The organism is Streptomyces malaysiense (genome assembly GCF_000980885.2).
In the GTDB taxonomy this organism is placed as follows: Bacteria; Actinomycetota; Actinomycetes; order Streptomycetales; family Streptomycetaceae; genus Streptomyces; species Streptomyces malaysiense.
This window is the reverse complement of the sequence record NZ_LBDA02000029.1, coordinates 24,215-41,978: the sequence shown is the minus strand read 5'-3', so window position 1 is coordinate 41,978 and position 17,764 is coordinate 24,215. Positions and strand designations below refer to the sequence as shown.

General features: G+C 71.6%; 15 protein-coding genes and 1 pseudogene. 4 read left to right on the top strand and 12 right to left on the bottom strand.

From position 1 onward, the window contains the following. Window positions 1-48 precede the first annotated feature (48 nt). The 3 genes and pseudogenes from dnaN (at window position 49) to VT52_RS13025 (ending at window position 2,844) form a co-directional block, all read left to right on the top strand. Entirely contained in the window at window positions 49-1,176 is a 1,128-nt protein-coding gene (gene dnaN, locus VT52_RS13030) for a DNA polymerase III subunit beta (RefSeq protein ID WP_046420373.1), read from the top strand. A gap of 102 nt (window positions 1,177-1,278) precedes the next feature. Further along, window positions 1,279-1,619: pseudogene (locus VT52_RS39395) on the top strand (sigma factor); the annotation flags it as partial. 304 nt (window positions 1,620-1,923) lie between these two features. After that, the gene (locus VT52_RS13025) at window positions 1,924-2,844 is read left to right on the top strand and encodes an AEC family transporter (RefSeq protein ID WP_046420369.1); all 921 of its coding nucleotides are present in this window, start codon (window positions 1,924-1,926) and stop codon (window positions 2,842-2,844) included. Window positions 2,845-2,847: 3 nt separating this feature from the next. Here the strand turns inward: VT52_RS13025 and VT52_RS13020 are convergent, their stop codons facing one another. The 8 genes from VT52_RS13020 to VT52_RS12985 all read right to left on the bottom strand — a co-directional run bounded on the left by VT52_RS13020 (window position 2,848) and on the right by VT52_RS12985 (window position 12,048). After that, a complete protein-coding gene (locus VT52_RS13020; protein WP_046420368.1) occupies window positions 2,848-3,432 on the bottom strand; it encodes a Uma2 family endonuclease in 585 nt (194 codons plus the stop codon). Window positions 3,433-3,529: 97 nt separating this feature from the next. Next, window positions 3,530-4,813, bottom strand: coding sequence for a thymidine phosphorylase (locus tag VT52_RS13015; RefSeq protein WP_046420365.1), 1,284 nt, complete (start codon window positions 4,811-4,813; stop codon window positions 3,530-3,532). A gap of 76 nt (window positions 4,814-4,889) precedes the next feature. Then, window positions 4,890-5,294: a cytidine deaminase gene (locus tag VT52_RS13010; protein ID WP_046420363.1), complete on the bottom strand. Its 405-nt coding sequence runs from the start codon at window positions 5,292-5,294 to the stop codon at window positions 4,890-4,892. After that, the gene (locus VT52_RS13005) at window positions 5,291-6,583 is read right to left on the bottom strand and encodes an ABC transporter permease (RefSeq protein ID WP_046420360.1); all 1,293 of its coding nucleotides are present in this window, start codon (window positions 6,581-6,583) and stop codon (window positions 5,291-5,293) included. The genes VT52_RS13010 and VT52_RS13005 overlap by 4 nt, the downstream gene beginning before the upstream one ends. Next, window positions 6,583-7,710 carry an ABC transporter permease gene (locus VT52_RS13000; RefSeq protein ID WP_046420358.1) on the bottom strand — a complete coding sequence of 376 codons (1,128 nt, stop codon included), beginning with the start codon at window positions 7,708-7,710 and terminating at the stop codon, window positions 6,583-6,585. The genes VT52_RS13005 and VT52_RS13000 overlap by 1 nt, the downstream gene beginning before the upstream one ends. Then, entirely contained in the window at window positions 7,707-9,266 is a 1,560-nt protein-coding gene (locus VT52_RS12995; RefSeq protein ID WP_420856281.1) for an ABC transporter ATP-binding protein, read from the bottom strand. The genes VT52_RS13000 and VT52_RS12995 overlap by 4 nt, the downstream gene beginning before the upstream one ends. 212 nt (window positions 9,267-9,478) lie before the next feature. Continuing rightward, a complete protein-coding gene (locus VT52_RS12990) occupies window positions 9,479-10,534 on the bottom strand; it encodes a BMP family lipoprotein (protein WP_046420354.1) in 1,056 nt (351 codons plus the stop codon). A gap of 284 nt (window positions 10,535-10,818) precedes the next feature. Then, window positions 10,819-12,048 (bottom strand): amidohydrolase, encoded by a 1,230-nt coding sequence (locus VT52_RS12985; protein ID WP_206306502.1) that lies wholly within the window; start codon window positions 12,046-12,048, stop codon window positions 10,819-10,821. 233 nt (window positions 12,049-12,281) lie between these two features. On the opposite strand from VT52_RS12985, the gene VT52_RS12980 reads away from it, so the two are divergent. Next, complete coding sequence (locus tag VT52_RS12980; protein WP_206306501.1) at window positions 12,282-12,617, top strand: class I SAM-dependent methyltransferase; 336 nt, start codon at window positions 12,282-12,284, stop codon at window positions 12,615-12,617. A 177-nt stretch (window positions 12,618-12,794) separates the two neighbouring features. Here the strand turns inward: VT52_RS12980 and VT52_RS12975 are convergent, their stop codons facing one another. From VT52_RS12975 to VT52_RS12960, 4 genes are read right to left on the bottom strand one after another with little or no spacing between them, the layout of a single operon-like run. Next, window positions 12,795-14,099 (bottom strand): hypothetical protein, encoded by a 1,305-nt coding sequence (locus VT52_RS12975; RefSeq protein ID WP_046424679.1) that lies wholly within the window; start codon window positions 14,097-14,099, stop codon window positions 12,795-12,797. 35 nt (window positions 14,100-14,134) lie between these two features. Further along, window positions 14,135-15,073, bottom strand: coding sequence for an N-acetylneuraminate synthase family protein (locus VT52_RS12970; RefSeq protein ID WP_046424681.1), 939 nt, complete (start codon window positions 15,071-15,073; stop codon window positions 14,135-14,137). An 11-nt stretch (window positions 15,074-15,084) separates the two neighbouring features. Then, window positions 15,085-16,350, bottom strand: a complete 1,266-nt coding sequence (locus VT52_RS12965; protein WP_046424684.1) for an N-acylneuraminate cytidylyltransferase — start codon at window positions 16,348-16,350, stop codon at window positions 15,085-15,087. 23 nt (window positions 16,351-16,373) lie between these two features. Next, on the bottom strand, window positions 16,374-17,684 hold the full coding sequence (locus VT52_RS12960) for a DUF6716 putative glycosyltransferase (RefSeq protein WP_046424703.1): 1,311 nt from the start codon (window positions 17,682-17,684) through the stop codon (window positions 16,374-16,376). Window positions 17,685-17,764: the final 80 nt, after the last annotated feature.

Genomic DNA, 17,764 nt, shown 5'->3' with positions numbered 1-17,764 from the left:
CAGATAGCGTCCGCAGGCAACTGGACCGTCGAGCAGGGGGTTTGCCGTATGGAGTTCCGGATCGCGCGTGGGGAGCTGGCGGAGGCGGTGGGCCGGGCGGCGAAGGGGTTGCCCACGCGGACGCCGGTGCCCGTGCTGGGCGGGCTGCTGCTGACCGCGTCGGACGGGCGGCTGACGGTGTCCGGTTCCGACTTCGAGACCACGGCCCGCGTGGAGACCGAGGCAGAGGTGGGTGCGGCGGGCCGGGTGCTGGTGCTCGGGCGCCGGCTCCTGGACATCTGCCGGGTGGCGCCGGAGGGTCCGGTGAGCTGTGCGCTGGAGGGGACGCGGTTCACGGTGGAGGCGGGCGGCACCCGGTTCGGGCTGTCGACGCTGCCGTACGAGGAGTATCCGGCGCTGCCCGCGGCGCCCGCGGAGTACGGCACGGTGGACGCGGAGGCGTTCGCGGCGGCCGTCGGGCAGGCGGCGGTGGCGGCGGGTCGCGACGACACACTGCCGGTTCTCACCGGGGTCCAGCTCCGGCTGGACGGCGAGGAGATGACGCTGTCGGCATCCGACCGGTACCGCTATGCCGTACGACGGCTGGGGTGGAAGCCGGGAGCGGGAGCGGCCGGGGAGCCGGTGGAAATGCTGCTGCCCGCACGGCGGCTGTTGGAGACTGCGCGGGGGCTCGCCCGCTGCGGGTCGGTGCGGGTCCTGCTGGATCCGGGAGCGGAAGGTGCCGGGGTCGTGGGGTTCGAGGGCGGGGGCGCGCGCACTCTGCTCCGGCGGCTGGAGGGCCGGCTGCCGGGGTACGGGAAGCTGTTCGAGATGGCGGGCGCCTCGGTGGCCGAGGTGAACACCGCCGCGCTGACGGAGGCGGTGCGGCGGGTCGCGGTGGTCGCCGAGGCGAACAGCCCGGTCCGGCTGGACTTCGCCGCCGCCGAGGGGGAGCTGCTGGTGCGGGCGGGCTACGGCGACGACGTGGCGGCGCAGCGTCTGCCGGCCTTGCTGCGAGGGGCCGAGGAGGTGACGGTGGCCTTCAACCCGGTGTATCTGCTGGACGCGCTGAACTCCTTCGAGGGTTCCGGGCTGCGGATCGAGCTGCTCGGGGCAGGACAACGGGCTCTGCTCGGCGACTCCGGGGCTACGGCCGACTACAAACATCTGCTCATAGCCGTGAAGCAGCTGGTCTGATCTGGTCACTTTCTTGCTCCGGCGGTCGCTGTCAGTGGGCTGCGGTAGCTTGCGGAGTGCTGGGGCGCGGCGGCGCCGAGCGGCCGCGGGGGTGGGTGGACGATGGGCGAGGACACGGCGGCGGGGATCGACGTCGCGTTGGAGCAGCACCGGACCGAACTGACCGGGTACTGCTACCGGATGCTCGGCTCCTCCTTCGAGGCGGAGGACGCGGTGCAGGACACCCTGGTGCGGGCCTGACGCGGGCACGAGAGATTCGAGGGCCGGTCCTCGCTGCGCTCGTGGCTTTACCGGATCGCGACGAACGTGTGCCTGGACATACCGACGGCGGCAACAAGCGGGCCAGGCCGATGGATCTGACCGACGCGACCCCGCTCGCGCGGGCGGCGCTGTCCCCGCGTCCGGACCGCACCTGGCTGGAGCCGGTGCCGGACGCGCGGGTGTAGCGCGGGGGCCGGGCGCGCAGCCGGATGCGGCGCCCGTGTCGCAGATGACGACGCGGGTGCCGGCGCCCGCGTCGGTGTGCTCCAGAGCGGACCGTACGGCGTCGCAGAGCGCCGGTATCTCGTCGCGGCCGGCGGTCGGGGCCAGCATCAGCACGGGGGGATCCTCGATGTCCACGCGGGGATGGACGGCCGCCGCGGGCGGGACTCATCGCACCGCCGCGCCCTCCCCCGGAAGCGCCGGCATCACACGAAACACGAATCACATTGACCAATTCCTCCACCGCGGCGGAGGGTTGCGGTCGTGACGGGGGTACTGAGCGGATTCGCGGTGATCGCGATCGTCATCGGGGTGGGCTACGTCCTCGGGCGACGTGGCACGCTCGGCGCGCACGGCATGGACGTGCTGACCAGGCTGGCGTTCATGGTGGCCGGTCCGGCGCTGCTGTTCACCACCCTGGCCCAGGCCGACCTGTCGGTGCTCTTCTCCGCCCGCCTGCTGGTGACGGCGCTGAGCACGGCGGCGGTCTCGGCCGTCTTCGTGGCGGCGGGGGTGGTACGCCGGTGGGGTGTGGGCCGTACGGCGATCGGCGCGCTGTGCTCCGGTTACGTCAACTCGGGCAACCTCGGCATCCCCATCGCCGCGTACGTGCTGGGCGACGCGTCCCTCGTGGCGCCGGTGCTGCTCTTCCAGGTGGTCCTGGTCACGCCGATCGCGCTCACCGTCCTCGACCTGTCCGGCATGGGTGAGAAGGGCACCCTCGGGCAGCGGCTGCTGACCCCGTTGCGCAATCCGATCGCGGTGGGCTCACTGTCCGGCGTGGTGGTCGCCGCGGCGGGCTGGAAGCTTCCCGGTCCGGTGCTGGACCCGCTCACCCTGATCGGCAACATGTCGGTCCCCGCGGCCCTGCTGGCCTTCGGTTTGTCCCTGCACGGCAGCGCGGCCCCCGGGCGCGGCCCGGACCGCCGGCTCGTCCTGCTCTCCGTGGCCTTGAAGTGCCTGGGCCAGCCGTTGGCCGCCTGGGCCCTCGCCACCTGCCTCTTCCACCTCCACGGCGCCCCCCTCCTCGACGTCGTCGTCACCTCCGCCCTCCCGGCCGCCCAGAACCTCTTCACCTACGCCAGCCGCTACCACGTCGCCCAGTCCCTGGCCCGCGAGTCGATCCTGCTGTCGACGGTGGTGTCGGTACCGGTGCTGGTGGGGGTGGCGGCGGTGCTGGGGTGAGAGTCAGTCGAAAGGGAACTCACCGGTGTCGATCGTGACATCGAACGGCGCCGGGAGCTTGAGGGGATCGCCGAACTTGACAGCGCTCAGGACCCGGTAGACGTCGCCCCTCGGCTCCCCGTAGAGGGTCGTGGTGGGGCCTCCGGGAGCCCAGCGGTCGATGAGGAGGTACAACGGGATCCCAGCGGTGGCATACGCGGCGGGCTTGCTGACGCGGTCGTGGCGGGCGTTGGACTTGGAGGTCACCTCGACGACGAGTTCGGCCAGAGCGGCGGGGATGTGCGTGTCCGTCGCCGCGCAGTCCTCCACCGGGGCCACCAGCAGGTCGGGGACGAACATGCCCAGTCGTGACGGCACGGCGACGGCGAGAGTCTGGAAAACACCCCAGTCGACGGGAATCACTGAGTAGAGGCGACGCTGGACACGCTCCGCGATCACGTTGTGGCGGGACGCGGGAGAAGGTGACACGGTGATGATCCCCTCGATGATCTCCACCTTGCTGCCCTCGGGCCATTCCATCTCCTCCCAGAACCGGACGAGGTCGTCCCAGCTCTGGTCGGGGTCCTGGCTCACGGTGAGTGCGCTCATGGCGGGTCTCCTTGTCGGTGCGTCACCGATCCCAGCATGCCGAACGGGACCGGTGCAGGTCCACCGGTCCCGTTCACCTGAATGAGGAAACCGCAGGTCAGGCGATACGTTCCAGCACGACCGGCGTGGCCTGGAAGGCCGTTCCCGGGGCGGCGATGTCGTAGGAACCCGACACCGCCTCCAGGGCGTACTCGAAGCGCTCGGGGGTGTCCGTGTGGAGGGTCAGCAGGGGCTGGCCCGCGGTGACGGTGTCGCCCGGCTTGGCGTGCAGCTCGATGCCGGCGGCGGCCTGCACCGGGTCCTCCTTGCGGGCGCGGCCGGCGCCGAGGCGCCAGGCGCCGATGCCGATGTCGTAGGCGTCCAGGCGGGTCAGGACACCCGTGGCGGGAGCCGTGACCACGTGCTGCTCGCGGGAGGTGGGGAGCGGCGCGTCCGGGTCGCCGCCCTGGGCCGCGATCATGCGGCGCCACGCGTCCATCGCCGAGCCGTCGGCCAGCGCCTTCGCGGGGTCGGCGTCCTTCAGGCCCGCCGCGTCCAGCATCTCCCTGGCCAGGGCGAGGGTCAGCTCGACGACGTCCGCGGGACCGCCGCCCGCGAGGACCTCCACCGACTCGCGGACCTCCAGCGCGTTGCCCGCGGTGAGGCCGAGCGGGGTGGACATGTCGGTGAGGAGCGCGACCGTGCGCACGCCGTGGTCGGTGCCCAGGCCCACCATCGTGGAGGCCAGTTCACGGGCGTCCGCCAGGTTCTTCATGAACGCGCCGGTGCCGACCTTCACGTCCAGCACCAGCGAGCCCGTGCCCTCGGCGATCTTCTTGGACATGATGGAGGAGGCGATCAGCGGGATCGCCTCGACCGTGGCGGTGACGTCGCGCAGCGCGTACAGCTTCTTGTCCGCGGGGGCGAGGCCGTCGCCCGCCGCGCAGATCACCGCGCCGACGCCGTCGAGCACGTTCAGCATCTCCTCGTTGGAGAGCAGCGCGCGCCAGCCGGGGATGGACTCCAGCTTGTCCAGGGTGCCGCCGGTGTGGCCGAGGCCCCGGCCGGACAGCTGCGGCACGGCCGCGCCGCAGGCCGCGACCAGCGGGGCCAGCGGCAGGGTGATCTTGTCGCCGACGCCGCCGGTGGAGTGCTTGTCGGCGGTCGGGCGGGACAGCGTGGAGAAGTCCATGCGCTCGCCGGAGGCGATCATGGCCGCCGTCCAGCGGGCGATCTCGCGCCGGTTCATGCCGTTGAGCAGGATCGCCATGGCGAGCGCGGACATCTGCTCGTCGGCGACCTCGCCGCGCGTGTACGCGTCGATGACCCAGTCGATCTGCGCGTCGGTCAGCTCGCCGCGGTCCCGCTTGGTGCGGATCACGGAGATGGCGTCCATGGCCATGGCTGATGGCTTCCTTCCGGGAGGTGCAAGGGGTACGGCCCTCCTGAGCGGATGCGCCAGGAGGGCCGTACGGGAATTACTTGGTGAGATGGTCCGGCCCGAAGGCCTGGGGCAGCATCTCGGACAGCGGCAGGACGCCCGCGGGGGTGTCCAGGAGCAGGTCCGGTCCGCCGAACTCGTACAGCAGCTGACGGCAGCGCCCGCACGGCACGAGCAGCGCGCCCCCGCCGTCCACACAGGTGAAGTGCGTCAGACGGCCGCCGCCGGTGCGCTGGAGCTGTGACACCAGGCCGCACTCGGCGCACAGGCCGAGGCCGTACGAGGCGTTCTCGACATTGCAGCCGGTGACGGTGCGCCCGTCGTCGACCAGGGCCGCCGCGCCGACCGGGTAGCCGGAGTAGGGGGCGTAGGCGTGCGCCATCGCCTCCCGGGCCTCGGCGCGCAGCGCCTCCCAGTCGGATCCGGCCGCGTTCTCGGTCACTTGCCCTGGCCCTTCCGGTACCGCATGCCGTCCGCCTTCGGCATCCGCAGGCGCTGCGCGGACAGCGACAGCACCAGCAGCGTGACGACGTACGGCGTGGCGCCCACGAAGTCGCTCGGCACCTCGTCGGTGAACAGGTACCAGACCAGGACGACCGCCGCCACGACCAGGCTGATCGCGCCGTGCCACGCGGCCTTGCGGTACACCTTCCAGGCTGCCAGGGCGACGAGCAGGACGACCAGCAGGAGCAGCAGCGCGTGCACGGTCGTACCACCGTTGCGCAGCTGGAGGGCGTCGGAGTAACCGAACAGGCCGGCGCCCATCGCGAGGCCGCCCGGCCGCCAGTTGCCGAAGATCATCGCGGCGAGGCCGATGTAACCGCGGCCGCCGGTCTGGCCCTCCAGGTACGTGTGCGAGGTGACCAGCGCGAGGAAGGCACCGCCGAGGCCGGCGAGACCGCCGGAGACGGCCACGGCCGCGTACTTGTAGTTGTAGACGTTGACGCCGAGCGACTCCGCCGCGACCGGGTTCTCGCCGCAGGAGCGCAGCCGCAGCCCGAAGGGGGTGCGCCACAGCAGCCACCAGCTGCCGGCGAACAGCACCACGGCGAGGACCGTCACCACGGACAGGTGGGTGACCAGGCCGCCGATGATGCCGGCGAGGTCGGAGACCAGGAACCAGTGGTGCTTCTCGATCGACTGGAGGCCGTCGGACAGACCGGGGACGGTGATGTCCGGCAGGGCGTCCGCGGGCGGGGACTGCTTGGGGTTGCCGCCCGCGTCGGACGCGGCACCGCTGGTGAAGCTCAGCTTGGCGAGGTACTGGGTGGCACCGAGCGCGAGCAGGTTGAGCGCGACACCGGAGACGATGTGGTCGACGCCGAAGGTGATGGTGGCGACCGCGTGCACCAGGCCGCCGAGGACACCGAAGCCGATGCCGCACAGCAGGCCGACCCAGGGGCTGGACTGCCAGCCGGCCCAGCCGGCGCCGAAGGTGCCGAGGATCATCATGCCTTCGAGGCCGATGTTGACCACGCCGGCCCGCTCCGACCACAGGCCGGCGAGACCGGCGAGGCCGATCGGCACGGCGAGCCCGAGGGCGGCGCTGACCTGGCCCGCGGAGTCCAGGTCCTGCGAACCGGTGATCACCCGGACCGCGGCGAGGAGCAGCAGGCCGCCCGCGACGAGCACCAGGATCTGGCCGAGGGAGCGGCCCGAACTCCTGGGCGCTCCGGCGCCCGCGGTCTTGGGCGCCGCCGGCGGCGGCGCGTCGGTCATCGTGGCAGTCATCACGCCACCTCCAGCTTCTTCTTCGGGGCGGCGGCCTGGGCGGCGAGTTCGGCGCCGACCTTCTGCTGCTGGCGCTTGAGGCCGTAGCGGCGCACGACCTCGTAGGCGATCACGACGCACAGGACGATGACGCCCTGGATCACGCCGAGGATCTCCTTGTCGTAGCCCTGGAACTCCAGGTGGTTGGTGGTGCGCTCCAGGAAGCCCCACAGCAGGGCGCCGAGCGCGATGCCGATCGGGTTGTTGCGGCCGAGCAGCGCGATGGCGATACCGGTGAAGGCGATGCCGGTCGGGAAGTCGCTGCTGAACTGGTAGCTCTCGTTGAGCAGGGTCGGCATGCCGATCAGGCCGGCCGCCGCACCCGAGATGATCATGCTGGTGACGACCATCTTCTTCACCGACACACCGCTCGCGGTGGCCGCGCTCTCGGACTGGCCGACGGTGCGCAGGTCGTAGCCGAAACGGGTGCGGCCGAGGACGAACCAGTAGGCGACGCCGACGAGCGCGGCGACGACGATGAAGCCGTCCAGCTCGCCGCCCGGACCGGTGTCGATGAGGAAGAAGTGCGAGGCCGACGGGAGCGGCTTGGTCGCGACGACGGTGCCGCCCTGGTAGAGGTGGGCGAGCTTCCCGGGCTGCAGCAGGTAGCCGATGATCGCGGTGGCGATCGAGTTCAGCATGATCGTCGAGATGACCTCGCTGACGCCGCGGGTCACCTTGAGGACACCGGCGATGGCCGCCCACACGGCGCCGGTCGCCATGGCGCAGATCAGGATGAGCAGCATGGAGAGCCAGCCCGGCAGGGTCAGCGCCCCGCCGAGGACGGCGGCGAAGAACGCGGCGAGCCGGTACTGGCCGTCGACACCGATGTTGAACAGGTTCATCCGGAAGCCGATGGCCACCGAGACGCCCGCGAGGTAGTACGTGGTCGCCTTGTTGAGGATGTAGACCTGGCTGTCGCTGGCGAAGCCGTAGGTCATCATGTCGCTGAAGGCGGGGCCGGGGTTCTTGCCGGTCGCGAGGATCACCAGGGCGGTGATGACGAGCGCGGCGACGATCGCGAGCAGCGGGGCCGCGATCCCGAGGAGCAGCCGCTCCTTGTCGATCCGTGAGGTCAGCTTGTTCATCGGGCGTCGTCCTCTGCGTGCTCCAGGTGGCCGGTGGCCGCACCCGTCATGGCGGAGCCCAGCTCCTCGGGGGTGATGGTGGCGGGATCGGCGTCGGCCACCAGGCGGCCGCGGTACATCACCCGCAGGGTGTCGGACAGGCCGATCAGCTCGTCCAGGTCGGCGGAGATCAGCAGCACGGCCAGACCCTCGCGGCGGGCCTCGCGGATGTGGTCCCAGATCGCAGCCTGCGCGCCGACGTCCACACCGCGCGTGGGGTGGGCGGCGATGAGCAGCTTGGGGGCGTGGCTCATCTCGCGGCCGACGATCAGCTTCTGCTGGTTGCCGCCGGACAGCGAGGCCGCGGTGACGTCGATACCCGGGGTGCGGACGTCGTACGACGCCACGATCCGCTCGGTGTCGGCGCGGGCGCCCTTGATGTCGAGCAGACCGCCCCGGGAGTTGGGCTTCTCGGTGACGTGGCCGAGGATGCGGTTCTCCCACAGCGGGGCTTCCAGCAGCAGGCCGTGGCGGTGCCGGTCCTCGGGGATGTAGCCGATGCCGGCCTCGCGGCGGTTCCGGGTGGCGTGCCGCGAGATGTCGGTGCCGTCGAGGGTGATGGTCCCAGCGTCCGGCTGGCGCATGCCCATGATGGCCTCGACCAGCTCGGACTGGCCGTTGCCCTCCACACCGGCGATGCCGAGGACCTCGCCCTTGTGGATGGTCAGCGAGACCTTGTCGAGGATGACGCGCTCGATGCCGTCGAGGTCGGTCTGGCCCAGGTGCAGGCCCTCGACGGTGAGCATCGGGACGTCGGTGACCGTGGACTCCTCGGTCGCCGGGGTGGGCAGCTCGCTGCCCACCATCATCTCCGCGAGCTGGCGGGGGGTGGTGGCGGCCGGCTCGGCGGTGCCGACGGTCGTACCGCGCCGGATGACGGTGATCTCGTCGGCGACGGAGAGCACCTCGCCCAGCTTGTGGGAGATGAAGATGACCGTGAGGCCCTCGGCCTTCAGCTCGCGCAGGTTGTCGAACAGGGCGTCGACCTCCTGCGGCACGAGCACGGCGGTCGGCTCGTCGAGGATGAGCGTCCTGGCGCCGCGGTAGAGGACCTTGAGGATCTCCACGCGCTGGCGGTCGGCGACGCCCAGTGCCTCCACGAGGACGTCGGGGCGCACGTTCAGGCCGTACGCGTCGGAGATCTCCTTGATCTTCGCGCGGGCCTTGCCGCCGATGCCGTGGAGCTTCTCCGCGCCGAGGACGACGTTCTCCAGGACGGTGAGGTTGTCGGCGAGCATGAAGTGCTGGTGCACCATGCCGATACCGCGGGCGATGGCGTCGCCGGGGTTGTTCAGGACGGCCTGCTCGCCGTCGATCGTGATGGTGCCCTCGTCCGGCTGCTGCATGCCGTAGAGGATCTTCATCAGGGTGGACTTGCCGGCGCCGTTCTCACCGCACAGGGCATGGACGGTGCCCTTGCCGACGGTGATGTCGATGTCGCGGTTGGCGACGACGCCGGGGAAACGCTTGGTGATGCCGCGCAGTTCGACGGCAGCGGGAGGGCTGGACGCGTTGATGGCGCACTCTCCTCGGGGAAAGGGGCTGCGTAAGGGGAGGGAGGGCAGGCGTCGGCGACGCTAGCGCGGCAACTCTTAGCTACACGCGTAGAGTTGACACATTGTTATGGCTCGGCGAGGGGAGCGAGAACGGCTCCCCGCGCCGAGCCGGGGTCCGGACGGGCCGGACCCTTACCTGCTGCTCAGGACGGATGCCCGGCACTCAGGTCGGATCAAGGGGTGGTCTTGACCTTGATCTTGCCGTCGACGATCTTCTGCTTCGCGGCGTCCAGCTTGGGCTGGATGTCCTTCAGGTAGCCACCGCTGGTGGCCAGGGAGACACCGCCCTTGGCGAGGGAGTACACGTTGTTGCCCGTGAGCGGCTTGCCGTTCTTGACGGACTGGATGAAGTCGAAGACGCCGACGTCGACGTTCTTGACCGCGGAGGTCAGGATGGAGCTCTTGTACTTCTCCATGCCCGGGATGTTGTACTGGTCCGAGTCCACGCCGATCGCCCAGGCGCCCTTGACGCCGTTCACGGCCTCGATGGCGCCGGTGCCGGAGGAGCCGGCCGCCGCGTAGATGACGTCCGCACCGTTGTCCAGCATGCCCTGCGCGGCCTGCTGGCCCTTGTCCGGGCTGGAGAAGCCGGAGGTGTCCTGGCCGTGGCTCAGGTACTGGACGTCGACCTTCACCTTGGGGTTGGTGTCGTGGACACCCTGCACGTAACCGGCCTGGAACTTCTTGATCAGCGGGTTGTCGACACCGCCGATGAAGCCGACGTGGCTCTTCTTGGTCTTCAGCGCGGCGGCGACGCCGGCCAGGTAGGAGCTCTGCTCCTCGGTGAAGGTGATGCTGTCGACGTTCTTGCCGTCCACGACCGAGTCGACGATGCCGAAGTTGGTCTTCGGGTACTTCGCGGCGATCTTCTGCACCGACGGGGCGTAGGCGTAGCCCACGGCGACGATCGGGTTGTAACCGGCGTCCGCGAGGTCCTGGAGGCGCTGCTCGCGGTCGGCCTCGGTGTCCGAGGTCTTCGCGGTCAGCTCCTTGATGGAACCGCCGAACTGCTTCTCGGCCTTGTCGGCACCGCGCGCGGCGGAGTCGTTGAAGGACCGGTCACCACGGCCGCCGACGTCGTAGGCGAGACCGATCTTGATGCCGCCCTTGGCGCCGCCCGAGGAGGAAGAGCTGGCGTCGTCGGAGGACGTCTTGCCACACGCGGTGGCGGAAAGTGCGAGGGCTGCGGTGGCGAGACACGCAGCGGAAATCTTGGCTACCCGGCGCACGGGAAGGCTCCTTCACCTGACCTGAGCGCCATGTCGGCGCTTGAGCCGAACACCCCGGCGGCGACGGCTTCGCGGCATCGTAACGCGCGTAGATGTCGCAAAAAACCCCCTCTCGAAGCCGTTATCGATTCGAGGCAAACAGCGTCTGAACTCGTTCTCCGAGCCCTCTCACGCGGCTGTTGCGCACAGTGGTCGATTGGCTTGCGAATGTGTTGCGCCGGAGCGGGCGGCCCCTCAGGGGTGACAGGGGTGCCCCTCCCCGAGGGGCACCCCCCGCCGCCTGGTCAGTCCTCGCTCTCGTCCAGGAACGCCGCCGCGGTGAACATCTCCACACCGACCGTGATGGCGTGCTCGTCGGCGTCGAAGTCGCCCTGGTGCAGGTCGCGCACCGTGCGCTCGCCGGGGCGGCGGACGCCGAGGCGGGCCATCGCGCCGGGCACGTGCTCCAGGTACCAGGAGAAGTCCTCGCCGCCGAGGCTCTGCTCGGTGCTCTCCACGGAGTCCCGGCCCCGGCGGGCGGCCATCGCGCGGCGCAGCAGATCGGCCGAGCCCTTGTCGTTGACGACGGGGGGCACCCCTCGTACGTAGTTGATCTCCGACTTGGCCCGGTGCATGGTGGCGACCTCGTCGATGGCCGCGTGCACGATGTCGGGCGCGTGCCGCCATGCCTCCAGGTCCAGGCAGCGCACGGTGCCGGACAGCTCGGCGTGCTGCGGTACGACGTTCGGGGCGTGGCCCGACTCGATGCGGCCCCAGGTGAGGGCGAGACCGACGCGGGTGTCGACCCGGCGGGCGATCAGCGCGGGGACGTCGACGGCGACCCGGGCGGCGGCGGTGACGAGGTCGGTGGTCAGGTGCGGGCGGGCGGTGTGGCCGCCGGGGCCGTCCAGGGCGACCTCCAGGCGGTCGCAGGCGCTGGTGATGGGCCCGTGCCGCAGCCCGACCCGGCCGGCGTCGACGCGGGGGTCGCAGTGCACGGCGAGGATCCGCCCGACCCCGTTGAGCACGCCGTCCCCGATGGCGCCGAGGGCGCCGCCGGGCAGCACCTCCTCGGCGGGCTGGAAGATCAGCCGTACGGGGCGGGTGAGCAGCCCCTTGTCGTGCAGCTCGGCGAGCACGAGGCCGGTGCCGAGCACGACGGTGGTGTGCATGTCGTGGCCGCAGGCGTGCGCGCGGTCGGGCACGGTGGAGCGGTACGGGCAGTCGGTCTTGGTGTCCGGGATGGGCAGCGCGTCGATGTCGGCCCGCAGCGCGAGCACCGGGACGGCGGGGCGCTCCCCCTCCGTCACACCGATGTCGCACACGAGTCCGGTTCCGGTGGCGAGGACACGGGGGCGAAGCCCGGCCTTCTCCAGCCGCTCCTTGATCGCGGCGGTCGTGCGGAACTCCTGGTTGCCCAGCTCGGGGTGCATGTGCAAGTCGCGTCGGAAGGCGACGAGTTCGGCGTGCAGGGACTCGCTCAGCACGCCGGGGAGCACATCCCCCGGGAGGCCGGACTCGGACTCTAGGGACATCAATTGCTTCACCCTCTGAAGGGTAGGACGCCCGGGTGGCCAACTGCCCCTGGATCAACAAAAGTTCAGCCCGTTAGGGGAAGAAAATCTGACCGCTGGACGCATGACTGTGGATTGTGATGGGTAAAACCACTTTTTTCTTCTTCCACGCATACCACGCCTGAGCCGAGTCACGCTCGCCATGTCCACGAACCGGACCTCCACTCGGCCCGCAGCCACTAGGGTCGCGATCCGTGACCGAGACGAGCGAGGACTTCCTCCGGGCGACCCGCGGCTCCTACGACGCGATCGCCGGGGACTACGCGGCGGGGGGCGAGGCACCGGTGGCCGACCTGGGGAACGGGCCCGGCGGCGTCACCGCGCTGCGGCACGAACTGGGGGTGCCTGCGTTCGGCGTCGACCTCTCACCCGGGATGGTGGCCCTGGCCCGCGAGACCCACCCGCAACTGCGCTTCCACACGGGTTCGATGACGTGCCTGGACATCCCTTCCGAACCGCTCGGCGGAATCCCGGCCACGACGGGCGAGGAGGTCAGGGCGAGGGCGTTCGTACTGGTCAGGCGGCCGTGAAGTGGCGACGGCGAGGGCGGCGGCCCGGGGCGGTCCCGGAGGGGGCGGACGGGGGCTCGGGGCGGGGTTCGGGGCCGGTCGCGGAGGCGGGCGGAGACCATGTGGGCGGATGCCGCCGCCCGTCCCGGTGACGTCGAGCACACGCCTTCGGCGGCCCACAGGTCACAGCAAGCGGGATCACACCGCGGCCACGCTGGTCAGGCGGTGGACGCCGCGTGCCGTTCCGGTCACGCCCGACAGGAAGCCCTGGGCGCGGGGCGAGGCGTTCGCCGTCAGCCAGGCCGGGTCGATGTCGCACACGGCGACGCGGACACCGGTACCGACCAGGGCCAGGGGGAGGGTGTGCACGACAGTGGAGGGGAAGCTGAGGATCGTACGGCCGATGGGGCCGCGGCGGGCGATCAGTTCCAGGGGGAGGTCGGGGCGGACGATCTCCAGGCCGGTCTCCTTGGCCAGGCGGTGGAGTTTCTCCGTGCTCTCGCGGCGGTGGGCGAAGTAGCGGGTGGTGCCGTGGGCCTTGGCCAGGGTTCGGACGGCCTCCAGATAGGAGTCGCCGTCGACCACTCCGGTCTCCACCAGGGACGTGCCCACCATGTCGGCGCCCTTGGTGATGCGCGGCGGGCCGAAGCGGGCCCGGGTCCAGGAGAAGTCGTTGGCCGTGACCGTGACGCCGTCGGGGGTCTCGTGCACCGGCATGGAGGAGAAGACCTCCACCCGGCGGCGCGCGCTGGGCGTCAGCCGGCGGCGGGCCGAGGAGGAGACCGGCGCGAAGAGCAGGTCGCGGGGGCCGGGGCGGCCGCCCTTGCGGTGCCAGCGCACCAGGCGTTCACCGCGCGCGAGTTGGGCGACGAACTCCATCGTCGCGGTGCCGTCGTCCACCACCACCAGCTCGCGCGCCCGGGTGATGGTCAGCAGCAGCTGGACGTAGCGGGAGAAGGGGTCGCCCATGACCACGCGGTCGGCGCGGCGGAGCGGGCCGCTGAGGCCGCCGATGGTGGCGAACGGCGCGGTCGGGCCGCCGCGGGCCTCCTCCCAGCGCACCCGGTGGCCCTCGTCCCGCGCCAGGTCGGCCATGCGGCGCAGCTGGCCCCGGGTCATGGGGTCGGTCGGGGCGAGTACGACGACCGTGAGGTCCGCGCCGGCCGGGGCGGCCGAGGCGCCGGCCGGCGTCCGCCGTACCTGCGCGGGAACGGAGGAGAGCGGGCCGCCGGCCGGTACCGGGCGCCCGCCCGGCCCCGCCGGACCGGCGTCACCGTCCGGCGGACCGGAACCGGCGGGGCCGGCGGGGCCGGCGGACGGAGCGGTCGCGCCCCGCGTCGCCCCGTCCGCCGGCCGGGGGCCCCCACCCGGTCGCGGATCTCGATCCGCGCCGCGCGGCCCGTGCAGGTGCGCCCATTCGAGCACGTTGAGCAGCTGGACCGGGCTCTCCACGAAGGCGAGCGTGCGGGTGGGGTGGCCGGTGCGGCCGGTGCGGGGGCTCATCGGGGTGCGACCGTCCCGTCGTAAGTGACCTGGATTCACACCGTGACCGGCTCGCCGGCCGCGGCCGCGATCTCCGCCTCGGCGACGACACCGGGGACACGGCGCAGCTTCTTCATCGGGCCGAGCTCGGAGTCGTAGACCTTCTTGACGCCGTCGCCGAGGGAGGACTCGATGGTGCGGATGTCGCGCACCAGGCGGGTGAGGCCCTGCGGCTCGACGGAGGCGGCCTGGTCGGAGCCCCACATGGCGCGGTCGAGGGTGATGTGGCGCTCGACGAAGGTGGCGCCGAGGGCGACGGCGGCCAGCGTGGTCTGGAGGCCGGTCTCGTGGCCGGAGTAGCCGATCGGGACGTTCGGGAACTCCTTCTCCAGCGTGTTGATCACGCGGAGGTTCAGCTCCTCGGCCTTCGCCGGGTAGGTCGACGTGGCGTGGCACATGAGGATGTTCTCCGAGCCGAGGACCTCGACCGCGTGGCGGATCTGCTTCGGGGTGGACATGCCGGTGGAGAGGATGACGGAGCGGCCGGTGGCGCGCAGGGCGCGCAGCAGCTCGTCGTCGGTCAGGGAGGCGCTCGCCACCTTGTGGGCGGGCACGTCGAACTTCTCCAGGAAGGCGACGGCCTCGGTGTCCCACGGGGAGGCGAACCAGTCGATCCCCTTCTCCTTGCAGTACTCGTCGATCTGGCGGTACTCGTCCTCGCCGAACTCCACGCGGTGGCGGTAGTCGATGTAGGTCATCCGGCCCCAGGGGGTGTCGCGCTCGATGTCCCACTGGTCACGCGGGGTGCAGATCTCGGGGGTGCGCTTCTGGAACTTGACGGCGTCGCAGCCAGCCTCGGCGGCGACGTCGATCAGCTTGAAGGCGTTCTCCAGCTCACCGTTGTGGTTGATGCCGATCTCGCCGCAGATGTAGACGGGACGACCGGGGCCGACCTCGCGCGAACCGAACGTACGCAGCCGGGAGTTGGTGCTCATCGGGGGGTTCCTTACTTGGGGAGGGAATCGAGAGAGGGGCCGAGGATCCAGCTGGCGATCTCTCGGATCGCGCCGTCACCGCCGGGGAGCGTGGTGACCGCGCGTGCGGCGCCGCGTACGACGTCGTGAGCGCTCGCGACCGCCACGGGCCAGCCCACGAGGGCGAAGCACGGGAGGTCGTTGACGTCGTTGCCGACGTAGAGCACGCGCTCCGGCGCGATGCCCTGCTCCTCGCACCACTGCTTGAGGGCGAGGTCCTTGCGGTCGATGCCGTGCAGCACGGGAAGCCTCAGCTTCCGGGCGCGGGCGGCGACCACAGGGTTCTGTTCCGTGGACAGGATCAGCATCCGCAGGCCGCTCCTGCGCAGCGCGGCGATGCCGAGTCCGTCCCCGCGGTGCACGGAGACGAGTTCCCGTCCCTCGGAGTCGATCAGCACCCGGTCGTCGGTCTGGGTGCCGTCGAAGTCGAGCACGACCGCGTCGATGTCGTCGGCGGTCGGCAGCGAACCGGGGAGGTCCGCGTCGAAGAGGGGGGCCAGGGCGCGGGCACGGGCCAGGTCGTGCGGGTCGTCGATCTCCAGGACCCGCGCGGGGTCGGTGCGCACGAGTTCGGTGCGGCCGAAGAAGCGGTGCCCGTGCTTGCGGAAGCCCGCCGCGTCCATGGCGTACGCCGTGCCGGTCTCCAGGAAGTCCTGGGGGCGGTCCTGGCGGCGGGGGCGGTACGCCTTGTCGTGGTTGACGCCGGCCCCGCCCCCGGCCCCGTTCTCGCCCTCGGCGTCGCTCCCGCCCTCGCCCCCGGCGTCGCTCTCGCGCCAGACGAAGCCGTGGAAGGGGGCGACCGTCACCGCGGTGTCCGCGCCGTTCCCGGCCACCGCCCCGGCCACCCCGTCGACGTCCTCGCGCAGGATGAACGGGCTGGTGCACTGCACGAGGAGGACGACGTCGACGGCGGCGCCGTGCAGGGCCTCGTGGGCGTCCATGGCGTGCAGCACGGCGGCCTCGGAGGTGGCGGTGTCCCCGGCGATGGCGGGCGGACGGAGCACCACCTCGGCGCCGGCCTCGCGGGCGGCGGCGGCGATGGCCTGGTCGTCGGTGGAGACCACGACATCGGTCACCAGGCGGGCGGCGCGGCACTCGCGCACCGCACGGGCCACCAGCGGGACGCCGCCGACCGGGGCGAGGTTCTTCGCGGGCACGCCCTTGGAGCCGCCGCGGGCGGGGATCACCGCGAGCACCCGGCGCACCGAGGCGCCCTGGCCCGCTTCCGGGTCGGACATGGGGTCTACTCCTTGGGTAGGGATCACAGCTCCCCCATCCGCCGGATCACCGGGGCGACCCGCTGGACGCCGTGCCGGTAGGCGCCGCGCGCGGCCCGGCGCACGATCTGGCGCACGGGTCCCGGCGCCCTGTCGGCGGTGGGCGCGCCGGGCAGCGGGGCGCCGTCGGGGCCGAGGTGGTGGCGGGCGAGGATGCCGGGCAGATAGCCGGGCGCGGTCTCGGGGGTGTAGTAGGGGGTCAGGGGCGGCAGGCCGCCGGCCCGGTCGAGCATCCCGGCGATCCGCTCGCGGGCCGCGTCGAAGGCGGTGCCGTACGAGCCGTCGGCGGCGACTCCTTGCCGGGCCACCCACTCCTCGTCGGGGGTGGGGCGGTGCCCGGCGTCGAGCTGGTCCCAGGAGGCGAGGCAGCCGGAGCCGGTGAAGTGGTGGTTGCCGAGCGCCTCGCGCACCCCGAGGTCGGTCAGCACGACCGTGGGGACCCGGCGGTGCAGGGCTTCCAGGGCGGCCGTGGAACTGACCGTGACCAGCAGGTCGGCGCGGTCGAGGACCTCTCCCATGTGGCCGTACACCAGCCGGAAGTTGCCGGGTACGTCCTTGCCCTGGATCAGCTTCTGGTAGGGCAGCTCCTCGATGTGGGTGGTGTGCTCGCCGGGCCTGGAGCGCAGCTTGAGCAGCACCTCCCGCTCGGGATGCGCGCGGGCGTGCCGGATGAGGCGGTCGAGCAGGTAGGTGCGGTCGCGGCGGTTGTCCGGGACGGACGGCTGGGCCGCGAACACCACGGTGCGGGGCTCGTGTTCACCGGTGTACGGCGCCCCGCCGAGGAAGGGCAGCGCGACCTCGGTGACCGCGGTGGCGTCCGCGCCGACCCCCTCGTAGACGGCGCGGAACCGGTCCGCGTCGTGGCGGGAGTTGGCGAGGACCAGGTCGGCGCCGTGCCGCAGCAGCAGGCCGTCGGCGAGCTTCTCGTAGACGACGCCGACGTAGCCGGTGACGACGACGGGCCGCGGGCCGGTGCCCCACGCGTTGCGCAGGCCGTGCAGCATGGCCTGCACCCCGCCGCCGACCAGCGCCAACACCAGTACGTCGTAGGGCTCTCGGCTCATCCCGCGCAGGAACTCGACGCCGGTGACCTCGCTGAGGGAGTCGGCGCGGACGCCGACCTCCTGGAGCTGGCGGGCGGTCGGGGTGGCTCGTCCGCGCAGGAGGTAGCCGTCGAGCCGGACCTCGGCATCCGCCGGAGTGAGTCGCCGCGCGGTGAGCGCGCCCCACTTCCATCGGGTGTCGGAGTCCGCGAGGACGGCGACCCGCAGGGACTTCGTAGCACTTGCTGGCACGTCCAAGACGCTAGGAAGCCATTCCGCCGTTCCGCCCAACCCGAATGCAACAAACGGTTAACAGCACATCGCCGAATGAC